We start from the raw sequence: 20,549 nt of genomic DNA, 5'->3' as shown, positions 1-20,549 counted from the left end.
CGGCGCAACCATTCTGGAGCACCTGTCGCTGATGCAACCCCAAGCCTTCTACCGCGCGGTGGCGGACGATTTTAGCGCCGTCGACCTGATCATCAAGAAGCAGCTGACGTCGCGGGTACCGCTGGTCTCGAAAATCGGCGACTACATCACTTCGGCCGGCGGCAAACGCCTGCGCCCGCTGCTGGTGCTCCTGTGCGGCAAAGCCCTGGGTCGCGAAGGCGATGACCTGCGCCTGCTGGCTGCTACCATCGAATTCCTGCACACCGCCACCCTGCTGCATGACGACGTGGTCGACATGTCCGGCATGCGTCGCGGTCGCTCCACCGCCAATGCCCTGTGGGGCAACGCGCCCAGCGTACTGGTCGGTGACTTCCTCTATTCGCGCTCCTTCGAGATGATGGTCGAACTGGGCTCCATGCCGGTCATGAAGATCCTCTCCAAGGCCACCCGCGTGATCGCTGAAGGCGAAGTGCTGCAATTGTCGAAAGTGCGCGACGCCAGCACCACCGAAGAAACCTATATGGAAGTCATTCGCGGCAAGACTGCGATGCTCTTCGAAGCCTCGACCCACAGCGCCGCCGCCCTGGCCCAGGCCTCGCCTGAGCAGACCGAAGCCCTGCGCACCTTTGGCGACCACCTGGGCGTGGCTTTCCAACTGGTCGACGACCTGCTCGACTATCGCGGTGATGCCGAGACCCTGGGCAAGAACGTCGGTGACGACCTGGCCGAAGGCAAGCCGACCCTGCCGCTGATCTACACCATGCGCGAAGGCACCCCGGAACAAGCTGCTCTGGTGCGTCAAGCCATTCAGAAAGGTGGCCTGGAAGACCTGGAAAGCATCCGCAATGCAGTCGAGGCCGCTGGTGCGCTGGATTACACCGCGCAGCTGGCTCGCGACTACGCCAGCCGTGCCATCGCTTGCCTGGAGGCCCTGCCGCCAAGCGAATACCGCGATGCCCTGGTCGAACTGAGCGAGTTCGCGGTCGCCCGTACGCACTGATCCACGATCAATGCCGCACAAGAGCCCGTCCATGTGACGGGCTTTTTATTGCCCCACATCAACCGCTCGTAACAAAATGCGAATTAATCTCAAATAGAACTTTGCGATTGGATTGATAGGAACTATTCTCATTAAACCCTCAAACAAGGAGATGAGACATGACCTATCTGATTGATGCCTGGCTGGATCGCCCGCACCCTTACCTGCGAATCCTCCATCGGGAAACCGGACAAGTCTGTGCAGTGCTGGAAGAAGAAGCGTTGGATGAGCTGCGTGATCAGGGCGACCTGGATGTCGACAGCCTGAGTTCGTGCGAACCGGTGATTCTCAAAGAGATGGTGCGAAACCTGTTCCTGTTCTGCTATGCCAGAGCCTTGCGCCCGACCATCGAGTTGCATTGAACATGGCCGTAAAACCCACCCCGCCCACTGCCGAACGATAATTCGTCCGGCAGTGGCAGAGCGTCGAGCAGAGGTTACTTACAGAACGTCCAGCAACTCGACATCAAACACCAGCACGCTGTGCGGTGGAATGCTGCCCACGCCTTGAGCGCCGTAAGCCAGCTCGCTCGGTACGTGCAGACGCCATTTACTACCGGCGTTCATCAGTTGCAGCGCTTCGGTCCAGCCGGCGATCACGCCACCGACCGGAAATTCAGCAGGCTCGCCACGCTCGTAGGAGCTGTCGAACACGGTGCCGTCGATCAGGGTGCCGTGGTAGTGGGTGCGCACCTGGTCTTCGCGGGATGGCTTGGCGCCTTCACCAGCGGTCAGTACTTCAAATTGCAGACCCGAGGCCAGAGTGGTCACGCCTTCGCGCTTGCCGTTCTCGGCCAGGTAAGCCAGACCGGCGCCAGCAGCGGCTTCAGCCTTGACTGCAGCTTCGGCCTGCATGATTTCGCGGATGACCTTGAAGCTGGCGGACATGGCTTCCGGGCTGACGCGGCTTGGCTCGCCACCGAATGCATCGGTCAGGCCAGCCAGGATCGCTTCCAGATTGACACCCGGTGGCGGGTTGTCACGCAGTTGATCACCCAGCTGACGGCCGATACCGTAGCTGACGCGGGTTTCGTCGGTGGACAGATTGACTTCGGACATAACACTGCTCCGCATAGGGAGCGCTCGTCTGGCACATTGCCCGCAAGCGCCCCAAACAAAAGGGCGAGCAGCCTAGCACATGATGCTGCGCAATCAATGCTTGGTCAGTTTGTCCAGCACGCCCATGAGCACGGCCGAGATCACGAAGGTCATGTGAATGATCACGTACCACATCAAATACTGTGTCTCGATGTTGCGCGCGTCCATGAACACCCGCAGCAGGTGGATCGACGAGATAGCCACGATTGAAGCGGCGACCTTCATCTTCAGCGAAGACGAGTCCATCTTGCCCAGCCAGCTGAGCTTTTCCTTGTGCTCATCGATATCCAGCTGGGACACAAAGTTTTCGTAGCCGGACATCATCACCATGACCAACAGGCCACCGACCAGGGACATGTCGACCATGGACAGTAGCACCAGGATCAGGTCCGACTCGGCCATGGAGAAGATGTTGGGCAGGACGTGAAATACTTCCTGAAAGAACTTCAGCATCAATGCCAGCAGGCCCAGGGACAAGCCGAAGTAGATGGGGGCCAGCAGCCAGCGCGAGGCGTACATCGCGTTTTCGAGAAAGCGTTCCATTGAAACTCACACGTGAGGAAATTGCGCGTGAGTATACCAGCCGTAATTTACGTTCTGAATTGCAATACTTGTGGGACCGGCTTTAGCCGGGAAAAGGCCTTTGAATGCCCTGCACCTCTACGAGCAATACGACGCCTTCCCGGCTAAAGCCGGTCCCACATAGCCTTCACAGGTGACAGATCAATACAGGGACGAGCGCTGCACCCGTGACCGCTCACCATTGAGCCTGCGCAACTCACCTTGCAGGTGCAGACTCCAGATTGGTACATCCGGCGCTTGTTGATAACCATGCATTGAAAGACTTTCGGCAATCGCGCAGAGCACGGACTCTGCAGCGGGTTCGCCATCAAAAGGGCCTTGCGTCTTGATCGCGGAAGGCTGCTCCCCTGCCATGCCAGCCGCAAACAGCAAGGTCCACATGCCGTTGTCGCCAGAGAGGGGGCGAATCGCACATTCAATGCGGGTGATCAGCCCCAGGCATTGACGGGTAAGACAGAGACTGCGCGTCATGGCGAGCTCCTCGATGAATACAGTATTCACCCTCCGTCCTGCTGGAGCGGTGCGTCAATCCTTTTGACCACTGTGGTAGCAGACAGAATAGAAGAAAAACGCAAAACCCAAAGTGCAGCGGATGAATGGCACCGCCGGGGCTTGCCCCACGACGGTGCCTGTACTCCCGAGCGGGTCAGCGCCGACGACGAGCCTTGAGTTTGGAGGCTACCGCCACTTCACCCTGGGCCTGAACGGCTTCCTTCTCCAGTTCTTCCTTGAGTTCTTCATCGCTGAGCATTTCGGCGATATCACGCAGACGCTCGACCACGCGAGCGTTGACGCTGCCTTCCGGGAACTCGCCGTTCTCGTCCGGCGCACCCGCAGGCTCGCCAACCAACAGGCTCAGGGCTTCGTCAGCCTGGCGCACCGCATAGACGTGGAACTGCCCGGCACGTACCGCCTGCAACACCCGCTCGTCGAGCATCAGGGTAGCGACGTTGGCCTGCGGAATGATTGCGCCTTGCTCGCCGGTCAGGCCACGGGCCTCGCACAAGCGGAAGAAGCCTTCGATCTTCTCGTTGACCCCACCCACTGCCTGCACTTCGCCGAACTGGTTGATCGAACCGGTAATGGCAAAGCACTGCTTGAGCGGGGTTTTCGACAGAGCCGAAATCAGCGTGCAAGCCTCGCCCAGGGATGCACTGTCGCCATCCACATAACCGTAGGACTGCTCCAGGGCAATACTGGCCGAGATCGCCAGAGGGAATTCCTGAGCGTAACGGCTGCCCAGATAACCGGTGAGGATCATCACGCCCTTGGAGTGAATCGGCTGACCGAGGTTAACCTCACGCTCAATGTCGACGATGCCGCTGCCACCGGGATAGACGGTCGCGGAAATCCGCGCCGGCACGCCAAAGGCCGAATCACCGACTTCCAGCACGGTCAGGCCGTTGCACTTGCCCACGGCCGCGCCATCGGTGTCGATCAGGATGATCCCGGCCAGCATATCGTCGAGAATCCGCGCCGAAACCCGCCCGGTACGGGTGGCCTTGGCCTTCAGTGCCCGCTCTATATGGCCGACATCGGTCTGTTCGTCGTTGGCCAGCTGGCGAATGAAATCAGCCTCGCTGACCAGTTGGAACAGATCACCGATACGCGCCGAGAGCCGCCCCTGATGCTCGGCCAGACGCGCACTGTAGGTCGCCAGACGCGCCACCGCATCGGCAGTCAGGGGCGCCATGCCCTCTTCCGAAGTGCGGGTCTTCATCAGCTGGGCGAACTGCTCCAGGCTTTCGTCGACCATGGGAATGTCTTCGTCGAAGTCCACCAGCACGCGGAACATCTCCTGGAAGTCCGGATCCAGGTCTTGCAGGGTGTAGTACAGGGAACGGGCACCAATAATGATGACCTTGACCTGTAACGGAATGACTTGCGGCGTCAGCGTTACGGTCGCCAGACGGCCCAGCTCCCCCAGTGGCGACTCCATTTTCAGCTTGCGCGATTGCAGGGCGCGCTTGAGCGCATCCCAGACGAACGGTTCGCTGAGCATCTTCTCCGCTTCCAGTACCAGGAAACCGCCGTTGGCGCGGTGCAGGGCGCCTGGGCGCAACTGCCGGTAAGTGGTGTAGAGCGCGCCCTGATCGGTGCTGTACTCGATGCGGCCAAACAGGTTGTCGTAGGTCGGGTGCGGCTCGAATACCACCGGCGCCCCACCATTGGCCCCATGGCCAACCACCAGGCTCGGGCAGTACTGCTCCTCCAGCAGCTTGCGCGCCTGGGCGTCAGTCTTGCTGTCGTCGACCAGTTGCTCGACTACGGTTTTCAGCAGATAGACCTGCATGGCCTGGAGATAGGCGCAGACAGCAGCATTTTCCGCGTACTTTTCCGACAAAGGCGCCAGCAGTGGCTGCAAGGCCAGGGTGATGGTTTCTTCGTTGAGCTGACGCAGCTGGTTGCTGGATTCACGCTTCCACTGCGGCAGACTGGCCAATTCTTCGTTGAGGCGCTCTTCCAGACCGGCGATATCGTCATGGAAACGCTCGCGGTCGGCTTCCGGCAACTGGGCGAATTCCGCCTCGTCCAGCGCCTTGCCTTCAGCCATCGGGGTGAACGCAATGTTGGTGTTATCGCGATACAGGGCGATGTCTTTTTCCAGCGCCAGACGCTCGATCACATCAAGAGCACGGTCGTAGCGCTGGTTGAAGGCGCGATCGATGCCGCTTTTCTTCTGCTGGTAGGACGGGTGCTCGAACACTGCCGGAAAAGTCGACAGCAGGTTGTCGATCAAGCCACCGATATCGGTAATAAAAGCGGCGGCGCTGCCCGGAGGCAGTTCCAGGGCGCGGGGTTCGCGGGGCTCGTCAAAATGGTTGACGTAGACCCAGTCCGAAGGCGTCTGCATGCGCTTGCCTTCGGCCTTGAGGTAGCGTTTGACGAAGGAGAACCGGCCAGTGCCGGGCTCGCCCATGACAAACACGTTGTAACCGGGACGCGGCATGGCCACGCCGAATTGCAGGGCTTCTACGGCTCGCTCCTGGCCGAGCACGCCACGAAAGGGTTCCAGATCATTGGTCGTCGTGAAGCTGAACTGTTCAGCGGAAAAAGGGCGGGTCAGCGCTTCAGGCGCAATACGCAGGCTGGCAGCAACAGGATCGGGCATCGGACATCCTTAAATCAGGCGGGGCAGTTGGCGCATTCTGGCGCTCGCTGCGCGTGACTTGCAAGGCAGGAAAAATCCCATGGATTTCAACGCACCTCATTCAACCAATAAGTGTGGACCGACACGCACTGCCGTCAACAATTTGCAATAGATCACGGAACCCTTGGCGACGGCCTAAACTCCAACTTGCGCGGGTGGTCGATAAACCCATTCGTATCGATACGAAAACCTCCCTTGGTTGAACATAAATAGAGAATAACGCTATGAAACGGATTCTTCTGGGTACGCTCTTTACCGCTGTTTCCCTCAATGCCATGGCCCAGGCGCCAGGCGGCCCGGATTGCGGCTGGGGCAACATGCTGTTCGAAGGCCAACGCGGCACACCGGCACATTTCCTCGCATCGACCACCAACGGCACCTCGGGTAACGCCACTTTCGGCATGACCTCGGGCACCAACGGCTGCTCCACCAACAGCGCACTGACCTATGGCGGCAAGTCCTGGATTGCCATGAACGGCATGATGGACGAGCTTTCCAAAGACATGGCCGTAGGCAAGGGCGAAGCCCTGACCACCTACGCCGTCGTCCTGGGCGTTGCACCGGAAGACCGTGCGCACTTCGCCGCTGTCACCCACGAACACTTCACCCAGATCTTCAGCAAGGCTGACGACACGGCTGAAGACGTTCACACCAATACGCTCAACGTACTGAAGAACGATCCGACCCTGGCCAAGTACGCTACCCAGGCATAAGCTCGCTCTGTTCGATCCGCCGGCCCCTCGCTCTGAGGGGCCGGTTTCGTCCCTTTGACTAGTTGCCCTCTATGCTCAAACGCCTTGTGTACCTGGCGCTGTGTGCCTGCGCCCCGTTTTCCGCCACCGCACAAGCCGCGCCGAATGTGGGCGCTGAACATTTGCAGCAACTGGCCAATGCGCCGTTCTGGATATCCCTGGGCCACTACGAGACCGGCAAACTCGGCGGCTGGCGCAGCTATGTCGATGACCCGAAATTCTTTCTCGCCGCCGATGGCGCTCACGATCCCAAGGCGGAGTTGAGCGCAACCCTGGCAGCGATCTACAAGCCATTACACACGGGCGATGACCCGGACAAGCACGCCCAATGCGTCTACCCGGCACGCACGCGCTGGTTGCGTGACCAGTTGCAACTGAGCGACCTGCCCGCCGTGGACTGCAAGGCCTTCAAGCAGTGGTTCAGCGATGTGGCCCCGGACAGCGCCGTACTGGTGTTCCCGGCGGCCTATCTGAACAGCCCGTCGTCGATGTTCGGCCACACCCTGCTGCGCATCGACCAGGCTGATGTGAAAACCAACCACACCGCCCTGCTCAGCTACGCGATCAATTTCGGCGCCTATATCGAAGGCTCCGACAACAGCATTCTGTATGCCTGGAAGGGCCTGATGGGCGGCTATCCCGGCCTGTTCGCCCTGGTTCCGTATCAGGAAAAGCTTTCGGAATACCGCAGCCTGGAAAACCGCGACCTGTGGGAATACCACCTGAACCTGACCGCCGAAGAAACCGGGCGCATGGTCGAGCATGTCTGGGAGCTGAAACAGATTCGCTTCGGCTACTTCTTCTTCGACGAAAACTGCTCCTATCGCCTGCTGGAGCTGCTGCAAGTCGCCCGCCCCGGCCTTGATCTGCTGAAACAATTCCCCCTGACGGCCATTCCTACCGACACCGTAAAAGCGGTCAAGGCCTCGGGCCTGGTGGAGAAAATCGATTACCGTCCGTCTCGCGAACGTGAGCTGTTGGAGCGAGCCAAGCCCCTGAGCCATGACGAGCAGGACTGGGTGCTTAAAGTCAGCGCCGACCAGCGCCAGCTCAAGGACGCCGACTACCTGGCCGTACCCTCCGAGCGCCGTGCGCTGATCCAGGACGCGGCCTATCGCCTGGAACGCTACCGCGCCAACGGCGAAGAACGTGACGCCGGGCGCGCTCAACGCAGCTTCGAACTGCTCGGCGCCATCAGCAAGAACCCGCCGCCGGAACTGGATATCCAACGCCCCGGCCTGCCGGAAGACGGCCATGAATCGCGCACCTGGCAAGCCGGTCTCGGCACCCGTGGCGATAAGGCCTTCGGCGAATACGGCCTGCGCATGGCCTATCACGACCTCAATGACAACGCTTACGGTTTCCCCCTGGGCGCGCAGATCGAGATCCTGCAACTCAAGCTGCGCCAGTACGAAGGCAATCACTGGCAGCTGCAACAACTGGACCTGGCCACCATTCGCTCCCTGACTCCGCGCAACGAGCTGCTGCAACCCTGGTCATGGCAGGTGGCAGGCGGTCTGGAGCGAGTGCTGGGCAAGCATGGTGATGAAAGCCTGGTCAGCCACGTCAACGGTGGCGCAGGTGGCACCTGGCAATTGACCGACGACATGCTCGGCTTTGCCCTCGGCACCGTGCGGGTCGAGCACAACAACGACTTCGCTGCACTGATCTCCCCCGCTGCCGGGTTCAATACCGGCGTGCTGTGGCGCAACCCGTTGGGCAACCTGAGCCTGGAAGCCAAGGGCGACTATTTCACCAATGGCGAAGTGCGCCGCACGGTCAGCCTCAATCAGCAGTGGGAGCTGTCGCGCAACCTCGGCCTGCGCCTGAGCGCCCAGCGCGAATTCAGCCAACTGGCTTCGCCTGAGAATGAAGTGATGTTGGAAGTGAAGTGGTACCACTACTGATAACGAATTTATAACAACGCTTTTACAGCCCTCTGACAGTAAGGCTTCTAGACTTCCTCCATATGCAGAGGAATTCATCATGAACGCGCGTTGGGCTGTACTGTTGTGGGCGGTTTTACTGGCAGGTTGCCAGTCTACCCATGAACAGCTGATCGCCGAGGGCTATCCCCCTGCCTTCGCCGATGGTTTTCAGGATGGTTGCGGCAGTGGCCGCGATGCAGCAGGCGCCAATGGCCTGTACAAGAAGGATGTACCGCGATACTTGAAGGACAAGGTATATGCAGGCGGCTGGGATGACGGTTTCCGTCAGTGCCAGGGGGAAGTGCTCAGTAAAGACCGACCCGATGCCGGGAGCATCTACAACGACCGGGAACGACGCTGGGAACAGCAGAAGACTCAGGATGCGGGGCGGGCCTATAAGCCACGGTAGCCCGGATACAGATTGTGGGAGCAGATTCATCCGCTCCCACATTCAGTTCAGACCTTTTGAATCAAGCCAACTTCTTGTGCCGTACCCGATGCGGCTGGGCAGCGGCTTCGCCGAGGCGTTTCTTGCGATCGGCTTCGTACTCGGTGTAGTTGCCTTCGAAGAAGATCGCCTGCGAGTCGTCTTCGTACGCCAGGATGTGGGTTGCCACGCGGTCAAGGAACCACCGATCGTGGGAGATCACAATGGCGGCGCCCGGGAAGTCCAGCAGGGCTTCTTCCAGGGAACGCAGGGTTTCGACGTCGAGGTCGTTGGACGGTTCGTCGAGCAGCAGGACGTTACCACCCTCCTTCAGGGTCAACGCCAGGTGCAGGCGGCCACGCTCACCACCGGAGAGGTCCTTGACGAACTTTTGCTGGTCGCCGCCCTTGAAATTGAAGCGACCGACGTAGGTACGCGAAGGAATTTCATAGTTGCCGATGCGGATCTGGTCCGAGCCGTCGGAAATCTGCTGGAACACCGTCTTGCTGCCGTCCAGGTCATCACGGCTCTGATCGACGCAGGCCAGTTGCACGGTTTCACCGATTTCGATACTGCCCGAATCCGGTGTTTCCTTGCCCATCAACATGCGGAACAGGGTCGATTTACCGGCGCCGTTACCGCCGATCACGCCGACGATGGCGCCTTTGGGCATGGCGAACGACAGGTTGTCGATCAGCACCCGATCGCCGTAACCCTTGCTGACGTTCTTGAACTCGATAACCTTGTCACCCAGGCGCGGACCGGCCGGAATGTAGATTTCGTTGGTTTCGCTGCGTTTCTGGAATTCCTGGGACTGCATTTCTTCGAAGCGTTGCAGACGCGCCTTGGACTTCGACTGACGCGCCTTGGCGCCCTTGCGTACCCACTCCAGCTCTTCCTTCATGGCCTTTTCATGGGCCGACTGCTGCTTGGATTCCTGGGCCAGACGATCGGACTTGGCTTCCAGCCAACCCGAATAGTTGCCCTCGTAAGGAATACCGGCGCCGCGGTCGAGTTCCAGAATCCAGCCGGCGACGTTGTCGAGGAAGTAACGGTCGTGCGTGATCGCAACCACGGTGCCCGGGAAGTCGTGCAGGAAGTGCTCAAGCCAGGCCACCGAATCGGCATCCAGGTGGTTGGTTGGTTCGTCGAGCAGCAGCATGTCAGGGGCCGACAGCAGCAGGCGGCACAAGGCCACACGGCGCTTCTCACCACCGGACAGGTGCTCGACCTTGGCGTCCCAGGCTGGCAGGCGCAGGGCGTCGGCGGCGACTTCCAGTTGACGGTCGAGGTTGTGACCGTCAGAGGCCTGCAGGATGGCTTCGAGCTTGGCCTGTTCGGCAGCCAGCTTGTCGAAATCGGCATCCGGCTCGGCGTAGGCGGCATAGACCTCGTCCAGGCGAGCCTGGGCGTCCTTGATCACGCTGACTGCTTCCTCGACCACCTCGCGCACGGTCTTGTTCGGGTCCAGTTGCGGCTCTTGCGGCAGGTAGCCGACATTGAGGTCCGGCATCGGACGCGCTTCGCCGTCGAACTCGGTGTCGACGCCCGCCATGATTTTCAGCAGCGTGGATTTACCCGAACCGTTGAGGCCCAGTACACCGATCTTGGCGCCGGGGAAGAACGACAGGGAGATGTTCTTGAGGATTTCCCGCTTCGGCGGCACAACTTTGCTCAGCCGATGCATGGTAAAGACGTATTGAGCCATGGAATGAAAACCTGGGTTTGTGACAGATAAATAGGATGCGAGCTTAGTCGTCGATCCCGAAAAAAGCTTTTTTTGCGACGGCGCTTGCTGTCCGGCAGTTCCCGGCCTTGAATCAATCCTGTTCGAAGCATTATCGAAAGGCATGAAAGGCAGGAGCTGGATCAATGTTTGCAAGCAATGCTGTTATGCGTGCAGGATTTGGCCGTACGTCGGGCAAAGCTACCCGAATGGCGCCGACAGGGCAAACGGCCCCGGATTTACGGGACTGGCACTTAGCCACAACTCCGGGCATGCTAGGCGCCATTTGGCCGTCCGGCTTATAGTGCGCTGCGCATTCGCTGCTTCTATCCAGTAGTCAGGGTCCAGGTTTGCCTACACCTAAACATACATCTCCTTCGCGCACGAACAATGGCGCGACAGCGACGCCTTGGCGTGGCTCACTGAAGGGTGGGCTGGCGGCACTGGTGCTGCTGATGCTCGCGCTGCTTTTGTGGCAACTGATCGAGCAGTTTCACCTGACCCAGGAGCGCCAGCGTCAGCGCAGCGTCGACTACAGCGTGCAGTTGGCCGACCGCCTGAGCCTGAATATGGCCCTCAGCGCTCAGGTCGCCCTGAACCTGCTCGACGACTCCCGACAGAAGGCCCAGGGCATGGGTCAGCAGACCATGCTGCTGGACATGTTGCGCCAGGCCCTGCCCGGCATCCGCAGCGTCGCCTGGCTCAACGCAGCGGGCGACATTGCCCGCGACAGCCTCGAAGGCACCAATGACGGCGATTTCCTCAAGCGCTCGTTCCAGCAGGCGCTGGGGCGGCCTTATTACTACGACAACTCCGAAGACAGCTCACAACTCTATCTGCTGGTACGCCAGCCCGGCGAGTTGACGCCAGGCTATTGGGCCTTGCGGATGGCCCCGGACACCCTGAAAACCCTGACCCGCCAGACCAGCCAGGACTTCCAGCCCCTCTGGCGTCTGGAAAACCGCACCACGCAAAAGGTCATCTTCCGCGACACCAACGGCATCACCATCACCGGCCCACAGGTCGTACCCGATGATCGCCCGGAAAGCGTGTTGCTCGAGGTGCTGACCAACAGTGACTGGCAACTGCGGGGCCTGTTCGACGCCAACAAGGCCCGTGAGGACCTGCTGGCCCCTTTGTTCATAAAGTGCCTGATCGCCCTGGCCTGCTCCATCGTGCCGCTGCTGGCCCTGCTCAGCCTGCGTCGCCGCCAGCGTCAGCTGCATGAGAGCCAGAAGCGCTACCAGAACATCTTCGACGGCGTCGGTATCGCCATCTGCGTACTCGACATGTCCGGGCTGCGCCACTATCTGGACACCCTGCAACTGCGCAGCAGCGATGACCTGACCCGCTTGCTGGAACGCCAGCCCGGCCAGCTCAAGGGCCTGTTGCAGAGCGTGCGCATTACCGAGGTCAACCAGGTTGCCCTGAGCCTGCTCAAGGTCGAGTCCAGTGACGAGGCCTGGGAGAAGCTGATCTTCGGCAACCCGCGCTCACGCCAGAGCGTCGGCGAGCTGCTGATTCATGCCGTACTGGATTCGCGCGACCAGTTGGAACTGGAAGTGCGCCTGAGCCACGAAAATGGCGCCGATCAGCATCTGTGGCTGGTGGTGCGCCTGCCCGCCGATCAGGAAGACCGTCATTCGGTCATTTTGAGCATTGGTGACATCACCAGCCGCAAGCAGGTTGAACTGTCTTTGGTCGAGCGCGAGGGTTTTTGGTCCGATGTGGTGCGTACCGTGCCTGATCACCTGTATGTGCAGGATGTCCTGACACAGCGGATGATCTACAGCAACCATAATCTCGGTCAGACCCTGGGCTACAGCCGCACCGAGCTGCACCGCATGGGCGAATACTTCTGGGAGATCCTGCTGCACCCGGATGACGCCGAGCGCTATCAGGACATGCGCCTGCGCCAGCGCCACCATGGCCACAGCGAACTGCTGCACTGCCAGCTGCGTTTCCGCGATGTGCATAACAACTGGCGCCGCTTCGATATCCGCGAACAGGCCCTGTCACGGGATCGCAACGACCAGGTCACGCGCATCATTGGCGTCGCCAAGGACATCACCGAACAGCTGGAAGCCAGCGAGTCCCTGCGTGACAGCGAACAGCGCTACCGCATGCTCGCCGAAAGCATCAGTGACGTGATTTTCTCCACCGACAGCCGCCTGCAACCCAACTACGTCAGCCCGTCGGTCACCAGCGTGTTGGGCTATGACGCCGAGTGGATCTTCGAGCACGGCTGGAACTCCACGGTTGCCAACCCGCAGCAACTGGCCGGGGTCTACGCCCTGATCGAGCGCATCGGCAAGGCCCTGGGCAAGCCGGAAGAACTGGCCAAATTGCGTCATGAGATCCCGACCCAACTGTTCCTGTTCGACTGCCTGCGTGCCGATGGTCGCAAGATCCCCATCGAGCTGCGTCTGGTGCTGGTCTGGGACGAAAACGACACCTTCGAAGGTATCCTCGGCGTCGGCCGCGATATCAGCCAGCAGCGCCGCGCCGAGAAAGATCTGCGCATGGCCGCCACGGTATTCGAGCACTCCACCTCGGCGATCCTGATCACCGATCCGGCCGGCTACATCGTTCAGGCCAACGACGCCTTCAGCCGCGTCAGCGGTTATGCGGTGGCTCAGGTCCTCGACCAGTTGCCGACCATGCTCACCGCCGACGAGCAGCAGGAAGCCCATCTTCAATACATCCTCAAGCAGCTGCATCAGCGCGGCAGCTGGGAGGGCGAGGTCTGGCTCAAGCGCCGCAGCGGCGAGCACTATCCGGCATGGGTAGGCATCACGGCGGTGTTCGACGAAGAAGGCGACCTGGCCAGCTACGTGTGCTTCTTCACCGATATCAGCGAGCGCAAGGCCAGCGAACAGCGCATCCACCGCCTGGCTTACTACGACGCCCTGACTCACCTGCCCAACCGCACCCTGTTCCAGGACCGCCTGCATTCGGCCCTGCAACAGGCCGAGCGGCAGCAGGCCTGGGTGGTGCTGATGTTCCTCGATCTGGACCGTTTCAAACCGATCAACGACTCCCTGGGCCACGCCGCCGGCGACCGCATGCTCAAGGAAATGGCCACGCGCCTGCTCGAATGCGTCGACGATGACGACACCGTGGCGCGCATGGGTGGCGACGAATTCACCCTACTGTTGCAACCCGGCGCCACGCGGCAGATCGCCCTGACCCGAGCCATTCATGTGGCCGAACAGATTCTCAACAGTCTGGTCACGCCCTTCGTGCTGGAAGGCCGCGAGTTCTTCGTCACCGCCAGTATCGGCATCGCCCTCAGCCCGCAGGATGGCAAAGAGCTGAGCCAACTGATGAAGAACGCCGACACGGCGATGTATCACGCCAAGGAACGCGGCAAGAACAACTTCCAGTTCTATCAGGCCGACATGAACGCTTCGGCTCTGGAACGTCTGGAGCTGGAAAGCGATCTGCGCCATGCCCTGGAGCAGAAGGAATTCACCCTGTTCTATCAGCCGCAGTTCAGCGGCGACGGCAAACGCCTGACCGGTGCCGAAGCCTTGCTGCGCTGGCGCCACCCGCGGCGAGGGCTGGTCTCGCCCATCGAGTTCATTCCAGTGCTCGAAGAACTCGGTCTGGTGGTGGAAGTCGGCGACTGGGTACTGACCGAAGCCTGCCGCCAGCTCAAGGCCTGGCATCAGGCCAAAGTGCGGGTGCCGAAGGTGTCGGTGAATATCTCGGCGCGGCAGTTCTCCGACGGCCAACTGGGCACGCGCATCGCCAATATCCTCAAGGAAACCGGCCTGCCCCCGGCCTGCCTGGAGCTGGAACTGACCGAAAGTATCCTGATGCGCGAAGTCAGCGAAGCCATGCAGATCCTCGACGGCCTAAAGTACCTGGGCCTTAGCATCGCCGTGGACGACTTCGGCACCGGCTATTCGTCGCTCAACTACCTCAAGCAGTTCCCCATCGACGTGCTGAAGATCGACCGCACCTTCGTCGACGGCCTGCCCTCCGGCGAACAGGACGCCCAGATTGCCCGAGCCATTATCGCCATGGCCCACAGCCTCAACCTCGCGGTGATCGCCGAAGGGGTCGAGACCCACGAGCAACTGGACTTCCTGCGTGAACACGGCTGCGACGAAGTGCAAGGTTACCTGTTCGGCCGACCGATGCCGCCGAATCGCTTTGAAGCACAATTCAGCAATGATGCGTTGTTCATGTTTGACTAGAGACAGCTGCAAGCTTTAAGCCTCAAGCGGCAAGTGAGCCTGAGGCCGCGCCTTCTTGTCGCTTGAAGCTTGAAGCTCGCAACTGATCAACATGACTGCCTTTCATATGCCAGATAAAACCCGATGCGTTAGAATGCCCTCCTTTTCCCCTGCCAGACCCCGAGGAACGCTATGTTCAGCCGTAATTTGACTATCGCCAAGTACGACTCCGACCTGTATGCCGCCATGGAGCAAGAAGCTCAGCGCCAGGAAGAGCACATCGAGCTGATCGCCTCGGAAAACTACACCAGCCCTGCGGTCATGGAAGCTCAGGGCTCGGTTCTGACCAACAAATACGCCGAAGGCTACCCAGGCAAGCGTTACTACGGCGGCTGCGAATATGTCGACGTGGTTGAGCAACTGGCCATTGACCGCGCTAAAGAGCTGTTCGGTGCCGACTACGCTAACGTCCAGCCACACGCCGGTTCCCAAGCCAACAGCGCTGTCTACCTGGCTCTGCTGCAAGCGGGTGACACCATCCTGGGCATGAGCCTGGCTCACGGTGGTCACCTGACCCACGGCGCCAGCGTCAGCTCGTCGGGCAAGCTGTACAACGCCATCCAGTACGGCATCGACGGCAACGGCCTGATCGACTACGACGAAGTTGAGCGCCTGGCAGTCGAGCACAAGCCAAAAATGATCGTTGCCGGTTTCTCGGCCTACTCGCAGATCCTCGACTTCCCGCGCTTCCGCGAAATCGCTGACAAGGTCGGTGCTTACCTGTTCGTCGACATGGCTCACGTGGCCGGTCTGGTTGCCGCTGGTGTCTACCCGAACCCGGTGCCATTCGCTGACGTCGTGACCACCACCACGCACAAGACCCTGCGCGGTCCTCGCGGCGGCCTGATCCTGGCTCGCGCCAACGCCGACATCGAGAAGAAACTGAACTCCGCGGTATTCCCGGGCGCCCAGGGCGGCCCGCTGGAGCACGTGATCGCCGCCAAGGCCATCTGCTTCAAGGAAGCACTGCAGCCTGAGTTCAAGGTCTACCAGCAACAAGTGGTGAAAAACGCCAAGGCCATGGCCGGCGTGTTCATTGAGCGCGGTTTCGACGTGGTTTCCGGCGGCACCGAGAACCACCTGTTCCTGCTCTCGCTGATCAAGCAGGACATCTCCGGTAAAGATGCCGACGCCGCTCTGGGCAAGGCATTCATCACCGTGAACAAGAACTCCGTACCGAACGACCCACGCTCCCCGTTCGTGACCTCCGGCCTGCGCTTCGGCACCCCGGCTGTCACCACTCGCGGCTTCAAGGAAGCAGAGTGCAAGGAACTGGCTGGCTGGATCTGCGACATCCTGGCTGACCTGAACAACGAAGCGGTGATCGACGCCGTTCGTGCGAAAGTCAAAGCTATCTGCGCCAAACTGCCGGTATACGGCGCTTAATCAGCCCCGTTTCAACCGTCACGAAAAAGCCCGCCATTCTCATGAGTGGCGGGCTTTTTATTGGCTTGTGAGAAAACCCTATAAGACCGGCTTTAGCCAGGAGGACATTCTCGCGGCTAAAGCCGATCCTATAGTCCAGTCATGACCGGGTCATCGCCTCAAACCCCGCACGGATTTTCTCTTCCGGCAAGTCATCGGCAATGAACACAATCACGCTTTCGCGCAGCTCACCCTCGGCCCATTCAGTGTCCCAGTCGAAGCCGTACAGCTTGAGCACGCCCTGGAACACCAGCTTGCGATCTTCCCCGGCAATGTTCAGCACGCCCTTGTAGCGCAGCAACTGCTTGCCGTGATCTTCCAGCAACGCGTTCATAAATTCGCTGAGCTTGTCGATATCCAGCGGCTGTTCACTGCGTAGCACGAGGCTGCTGATACGGTCGATGCCATTGCCCGCAGGCTTGACCGGGCGCAGGCTGAAACCGCCGCCAAGATCAGCGTTCAGATTGAAGCCGCGCACATCCAGCAGTTCAGCCAGATCGATCTTGCCGTGTTCAACCACACGGATCGGCGCACGGCGGTTGATTCGGGTCAGGCGCTCGCTCAGCGCTTCAAACGCGGCATCGTCTACCAGATCGCGCTTGCTCACCAGCAGGCGGTCGGCAAAGCCGATCTGCGCCTGGGCGATGGTCTGGGCCAGGTGGGTGTCGGCGTGGGCCGCGTCCACCAGAGTAATGATGCCGTCGAGGATATAACGCTCGCGCAGCTCCTCATCGATAAAGAAAGTCTGGGCCACGGGGGCCGGATCAGCCAGGCCGGTGCACTCGATCACCAGCCGGTCGAAGGCAATTTCGCCGCTGTCCAGACGCTCCAGCAACAGGAACAACGCCTTGGTCAGATCGGTGTGGATGGTGCAGCACACGCAGCCGTTGGACAGGGTCATGACCTGCACCGGCTCGGCGCCAAGCAATTGGGTATCGATACCGGCGTCACTGAATTCATTTTCAATCACGGCGATTTTCAGGCCGTGTTCTTCCTTGAGCAGATGACGCAACAAGGTGGTCTTGCCTGCCCCGAGAAAGCCACTCAGAACGGTAACGGGGATGGGTTGCGCAACACTCATGCCGACTCCTGCCTTCAAATCGAGTTGTAGACCGACTGTAAGAGCGTTTTAGCCGCGAGGACTTACTGCCCGCGGCTTAAAGCCTCCTACAGGGGTCGCTCTGAAACGACAACGCGCCACGATGAGTGGCGCGCTGGTTTAAACCTTGTAGCGATCCATCAGGCCGTTAGCAGCACTTCGGCCCGCCCTTGCCACCATACCGAGCCTCTTGACGCTCGCGAAAGAACATCTCGTAGCTCATCACCGGTTTGTCCGGATGGGTGGCCTGCATGTGCTCGACGTAAGTGTCGTAGTCCGGCATGCCGACCATCAGGCGGGCAGCCTGGCCCAGGTATTTGCCCAGGCGACTCAGGTCATTGAACATGGGCTGATCCTCCGCTCATCACGAGTGTTGCACCGGTTGTGCCTGGAATGGCGCTTCCTTGTCGGTACGCTCTTTCTTGCCCCAGGCCGCGACACCGACCTTGATGGCGTAGAACAGAATGCTCAGGACCACGAACAGGAACAGAACAGTCAGGGTCGCGTTGGTGTAGGCGTTGAAGATCACATGCTGCATCTGGTCCATGGTCTTGGCCGGAGCAATGATCTGACCGGCGTCGGCGGCGGTGCTGTATTTCTTCGCCAGGGCGAGGAAGCCAACGGCCGGGCTCGGGTCGAACAGCTTGATGAAGCCGGCGGTCACGGTGCAGATCAGCAGCCAGGAAGCCGGCAGCATGGTCACCCAGATGTAGCGCTGGCGTTTCATTTTGATCAGCACGACAGTGGCCAGCATCAGGGCGATCCCCGCCAGCATCTGGTTGGAGATGCCGAACAGCGGCCACAGGGTGTTGATGCCGCCCAGTGGATCGATCACGCCCTGGTACAGCAGGTAACCCCAAAGGGCCACGCAGCCACCGGTGCCGATGGCGTTGGCGGTCCACGACTCGGTGCGTTTCAGCGCCGGCACGAAGCTGCCCAGCAGGTCTTGCAGCATGAAGCGACCGGCTCGGGTACCGGCGTCAACCGCCGTCAGAATGAACAGCGCTTCGAACAAGATCGCAAAGTGGTACCAGAACGCCATGGTGTTCTGCCCCGGCAGGGCCTGGTGCAGGATCTGCGCGATACCGACCGCCAGGGTCGGCGCACCGCCAGCACGGGCCAGTACGGTGTTTTCACCGATGTCATGGGCCACGGCAGTGAGCATGTCGGGGGTAATGGCAAAGCCCCAGCCGCTGATGGTCTGGGCCACGGCAACCACGTCACCACCGACCACGGCAGCCGGGCTGTTCATGGCGAAGTACACGCCTGGCTCGATCACCGAAGCGGCAACCATGGCCATGATGGCTACGAAGGACTCCATGAGCATGCCGCCGTAACCGATGTAACGGGCGTTCTTCTCGTTATCCAGCAGTTTGGGTGTAGTACCCGAGGAAATCAGTGCGTGGAAACCCGACACCGCACCGCAGGCAATGGTGATGAACAGGAAAGGAAACAGCGCGCCTTTCCAGACCGGGCCAGTACCGTCGGTGAACTGGGTCAGGGCTGGCATTTTCAGCTCGGGCGCCAGAATCAGGATGCCGATGGCCAGGGCCACGATGGTGCCGATTTTCAGGAAGGTCGACAGGTAGTCACGCGGTGCCAGCAGCAGCCAGACCGGCAGCATGGCGGCAACGAAACCGTAGCCCACCAGCATCCAGGTGATCTGCACGCCGGTGAAGGTGAACATCGGCGCCCACGCCGGGTTGGCGGCAATCTGCCCACCCATCCAGATCGAGGCCAGCAGCAGAACCACGCCAATCACCGAGATCTCGCCGATGCGGCCGGGGCGGATGTAGCGCATGTAGATGCCCATGAACATCGCCACCGGTATGGTCGCCAGCACCGTGAACATGCCCCAAGGGCTCTCGGCCAGGGCCTTGACCACAATCAGCGCCAGCACCGCGAGGATGATGATCATGATCAGGAAGCAGCCGAACAAGGCGATGGTGCCGGGAATGCGGCCCATTTCCTCGCGGACCATGTCGCCCAGGGAGCGACCGTTGCGGCGGGTGGAGAGGAACAGGATCATGAAATCCTGCACGGCCCCGGCCAGCACCACGCCGGCAATCAGCCAGAGGGTGCCTGGCAGGTAACCCATTTGCGCCGCCAGCACCGGACCGACCAGCGGGCCTGCACCGGCAATGGCGGCAAAGTGGTGACCGAAAAGAATGTGTTTGTTGGTCGGCACATAGTCCAGACCATCGTTGTTGACTACCGCAGGCGTGGCCCGGGTCGGGTCCAGTTGCATGACGTGGTTGGCGATGAACAGGCTGTAGTAGCGGTAGGCAACCAGATAGATCGCCACAGCCGCGACAACTATCCACAAGGCGTTAATCGCCTCTCCGCGGCGCAAGGCCACGACCCCAAGGGCGCATGCCCCGACAATTGCGACAATCAGCCAAGGCACATGGCGCAGCAGACTATTATTATTTTTCATTTTTTATTCCAGCTCAGAGGACTAGAAGACAACAAGAGCAGTTTAGCTGTGTCTCAGAGGAAAGGGCCACCCCCACGAACGTCTAGAAATATCCGACAGAACAGCAAGACCAGTCCTGCATCCACTGCAAAAAAGCCGACTTGAAACTGTTCGTAAACGCTTATCAGCGCTATTGTCGTGAAGATTGTCCCTGATCAAAGCACGGGCTTTCAGGCCACTCTGCTACCGTATAGCCACAAGACTCGAAGAGACGCCACTGAGATGACCGAACCACAAGAAGATCGCCGACGTTTCAAACGTATCGATTTCGATGCCAAGACCAAGCTCAGCCAGGGTTCGAAGACGTGGCAGGTGCAGTTGCTCGACCTGTCCCTCAAGGGCTTGCTGATCGAGCGGCCGACGCCATGGGAATGTGATCCGGGCCAGCCGTTCGCCGTGGACATCCAGCTCAGCCCCGATGCCGTGGTGAAGATGGACGTGAACCTGACCCACGTCGACGCCAACAAGAATCACCTGGGCTTCGTTTGCCTGCATATCGGCCTGGAATCGATCAGCCACCTGCGCCGCCTGATCGAACTGAACCTGGCCGACCCGCAGGAACTGGAACGCGAGATGGCGGCACTGATCGAAATTTGAGCAGCA

General features: G+C 60.2%; 16 protein-coding genes. 8 read left to right on the top strand and 8 right to left on the bottom strand.

The genetic code is table 11. The features are described from left to right. The first annotated feature begins 31 nt into the window (after window positions 1-31). Together M2401_RS18070 and M2401_RS18065 are read left to right on the top strand one after the other, a co-directional pair. Window positions 32-1,000 (top strand): polyprenyl synthetase family protein, encoded by a 969-nt coding sequence (locus M2401_RS18070; protein ID WP_259104840.1) that lies wholly within the window; start codon window positions 32-34, stop codon window positions 998-1,000. A gap of 158 nt (window positions 1,001-1,158) precedes the next feature. Next, complete coding sequence (locus tag M2401_RS18065; protein ID WP_259104839.1) at window positions 1,159-1,401, top strand: hypothetical protein; 243 nt, start codon at window positions 1,159-1,161, stop codon at window positions 1,399-1,401. A 78-nt stretch (window positions 1,402-1,479) separates the two neighbouring features. Here the strand turns inward: M2401_RS18065 and M2401_RS18060 are convergent, their stop codons facing one another. From M2401_RS18060 to M2401_RS18045, 4 genes are all read right to left on the bottom strand, one after another. Beyond that, the gene (locus M2401_RS18060; protein WP_259104838.1) at window positions 1,480-2,097 is read right to left on the bottom strand and encodes an FKBP-type peptidyl-prolyl cis-trans isomerase; all 618 of its coding nucleotides are present in this window, start codon (window positions 2,095-2,097) and stop codon (window positions 1,480-1,482) included. A gap of 93 nt (window positions 2,098-2,190) precedes the next feature. Continuing rightward, window positions 2,191-2,679: a TIGR00645 family protein gene (locus tag M2401_RS18055; protein ID WP_259104837.1), complete on the bottom strand. Its 489-nt coding sequence runs from the start codon at window positions 2,677-2,679 to the stop codon at window positions 2,191-2,193. A 180-nt stretch (window positions 2,680-2,859) separates the two neighbouring features. Further along, window positions 2,860-3,189 (bottom strand): hypothetical protein, encoded by a 330-nt coding sequence (locus M2401_RS18050; RefSeq protein ID WP_259104836.1) that lies wholly within the window; start codon window positions 3,187-3,189, stop codon window positions 2,860-2,862. Window positions 3,190-3,364: 175 nt separating this feature from the next. Beyond that, a complete protein-coding gene (locus M2401_RS18045; protein ID WP_259104835.1) occupies window positions 3,365-5,830 on the bottom strand; it encodes a Lon protease family protein in 2,466 nt (821 codons plus the stop codon). A 263-nt stretch (window positions 5,831-6,093) separates the two neighbouring features. Between M2401_RS18045 and M2401_RS18040 the strand changes: the two genes are divergently transcribed. The 3 genes from M2401_RS18040 (at window position 6,094) to M2401_RS18030 (ending at window position 8,958) form a co-directional block, all read left to right on the top strand. Beyond that, window positions 6,094-6,582, top strand: coding sequence for a DUF3015 domain-containing protein (locus M2401_RS18040; RefSeq protein ID WP_259104834.1), 489 nt, complete (start codon window positions 6,094-6,096; stop codon window positions 6,580-6,582). A 71-nt stretch (window positions 6,583-6,653) separates the two neighbouring features. Then, window positions 6,654-8,528 (top strand): DUF4105 domain-containing protein, encoded by a 1,875-nt coding sequence (locus M2401_RS18035; RefSeq protein ID WP_259104833.1) that lies wholly within the window; start codon window positions 6,654-6,656, stop codon window positions 8,526-8,528. Window positions 8,529-8,607: 79 nt separating this feature from the next. After that, on the top strand, window positions 8,608-8,958 hold the full coding sequence (locus M2401_RS18030; protein WP_259104832.1) for a hypothetical protein: 351 nt from the start codon (window positions 8,608-8,610) through the stop codon (window positions 8,956-8,958). A gap of 61 nt (window positions 8,959-9,019) precedes the next feature. Here M2401_RS18030 and ettA read toward each other — a convergent pair whose 3' ends face one another. Continuing rightward, entirely contained in the window at window positions 9,020-10,684 is a 1,665-nt protein-coding gene (ettA, locus tag M2401_RS18025) for an energy-dependent translational throttle protein EttA (RefSeq protein WP_259104831.1), read from the bottom strand. Between the two features lie 473 nt (window positions 10,685-11,157). On the opposite strand from ettA, the gene M2401_RS18020 reads away from it, so the two are divergent. Continuing rightward, window positions 11,158-14,907: a bifunctional diguanylate cyclase/phosphodiesterase gene (locus tag M2401_RS18020; RefSeq protein WP_259104829.1), complete on the top strand. Its 3,750-nt coding sequence runs from the start codon at window positions 11,158-11,160 to the stop codon at window positions 14,905-14,907. Between the two features lie 171 nt (window positions 14,908-15,078). Beyond that, window positions 15,079-16,332 carry a serine hydroxymethyltransferase gene (gene glyA / locus M2401_RS18015; protein WP_259104828.1) on the top strand — a complete coding sequence of 418 codons (1,254 nt, stop codon included), beginning with the start codon at window positions 15,079-15,081 and terminating at the stop codon, window positions 16,330-16,332. A gap of 139 nt (window positions 16,333-16,471) precedes the next feature. Here the strand turns inward: glyA and yjiA are convergent, their stop codons facing one another. The 3 genes from yjiA to M2401_RS18000 all read right to left on the bottom strand — a co-directional run bounded on the left by yjiA (window position 16,472) and on the right by M2401_RS18000 (window position 19,907). Beyond that, window positions 16,472-17,452 carry a GTPase gene (gene yjiA / locus M2401_RS18010; RefSeq protein WP_259104827.1) on the bottom strand — a complete coding sequence of 327 codons (981 nt, stop codon included), beginning with the start codon at window positions 17,450-17,452 and terminating at the stop codon, window positions 16,472-16,474. Window positions 17,453-17,618: 166 nt separating this feature from the next. Then, window positions 17,619-17,816, bottom strand: a complete 198-nt coding sequence (locus M2401_RS18005; protein WP_259103250.1) for a YbdD/YjiX family protein — start codon at window positions 17,814-17,816, stop codon at window positions 17,619-17,621. A gap of 18 nt (window positions 17,817-17,834) precedes the next feature. Then, on the bottom strand, window positions 17,835-19,907 hold the full coding sequence (locus M2401_RS18000; protein WP_259104826.1) for a carbon starvation CstA family protein: 2,073 nt from the start codon (window positions 19,905-19,907) through the stop codon (window positions 17,835-17,837). A 261-nt stretch (window positions 19,908-20,168) separates the two neighbouring features. Between M2401_RS18000 and M2401_RS17995 the strand changes: the two genes are divergently transcribed. Beyond that, window positions 20,169-20,543, top strand: coding sequence for a PilZ domain-containing protein (locus tag M2401_RS17995; RefSeq protein ID WP_259104824.1), 375 nt, complete (start codon window positions 20,169-20,171; stop codon window positions 20,541-20,543). Window positions 20,544-20,549 lie beyond the last annotated feature (6 nt).

The organism is Pseudomonas sp. JUb42 (assembly GCF_024807945.1).
Lineage (GTDB): Bacteria > Pseudomonadota > Gammaproteobacteria > Pseudomonadales > Pseudomonadaceae > Aquipseudomonas.
Note: the sequence above shows the minus strand (reverse complement) of the source record. Positions and strands in the feature narration are given on the sequence as shown.